Source organism: Neosynechococcus sphagnicola sy1 (assembly GCF_000775285.1).
Classification (GTDB): domain Bacteria; phylum Cyanobacteriota; class Cyanobacteriia; order Neosynechococcales; family Neosynechococcaceae; genus Neosynechococcus; species Neosynechococcus sphagnicola.
In genome coordinates this window covers 1-537 of the sequence record NZ_JJML01000103.1, presented here as the reverse complement: position 1 = coordinate 537, position 537 = coordinate 1, and the positions used below count along the sequence as shown (strand labels likewise).

Below are 537 nucleotides of genomic sequence, written 5' to 3'. Positions count from 1 at the left end.
ATTACTAAGGAGATTGCCAGCTTCCGGCAGGAATAGACCGATTACTCCAGCTTTCTTCAACAGAATCGACCCACTGCTGGTGCCCCATACCAACATTTCCGCCCAGTGACTGAGGTTGGGTTGATGCCCCACCAGGGCCAGTTTGCGCGGATTAGGGGAAGGATTTCCCTCGCGCCACTGCTCAAACCAATCGAGCCAGGGAGCGATCGCCCCCTCTGGAGCCAGTAAGGGGGTAGTTTCCATCTGAGGACTCAGTCCTACTGCTTTCAAGATGGTGGCAGTTTGCTGAGCCCGGATCAGGGGACTGGTGAGAATCAGGTCAAACTGCAGGCCGAGATCTTTTAAGCGTTGAGCAACCAGGCGAGTTTTGTGCTGACCCTCCCGGTCAAAGGCCGCTCTTCATCCCGGGAATAGGTTCCCCACGTTCCAGCTAAGCCGTGGCGAATCAGGTATAATTCCGACGTTGCCATAGGTGTCTCCATCGATTCAGCCCAGTTCATGGGGGCTGTTAGCTCCAGATTACGCCGTGCATTAGAT

At 54.9% G+C, this 537-nt stretch carries 1 protein-coding gene and 1 pseudogene; both read right to left on the bottom strand.

Translation table 11 applies throughout. From position 1 onward, the window contains the following. Positions 1-330: SixA phosphatase family protein (locus DO97_RS23490; protein WP_420805902.1), on the bottom strand; the 330-nt coding region annotated here is incomplete at its 3' end. 11 nt (positions 331-341) lie between these two features. Next, positions 342-537 (bottom strand): annotated as a pseudogene (locus tag DO97_RS27145) (hypothetical protein); the annotation flags it as partial.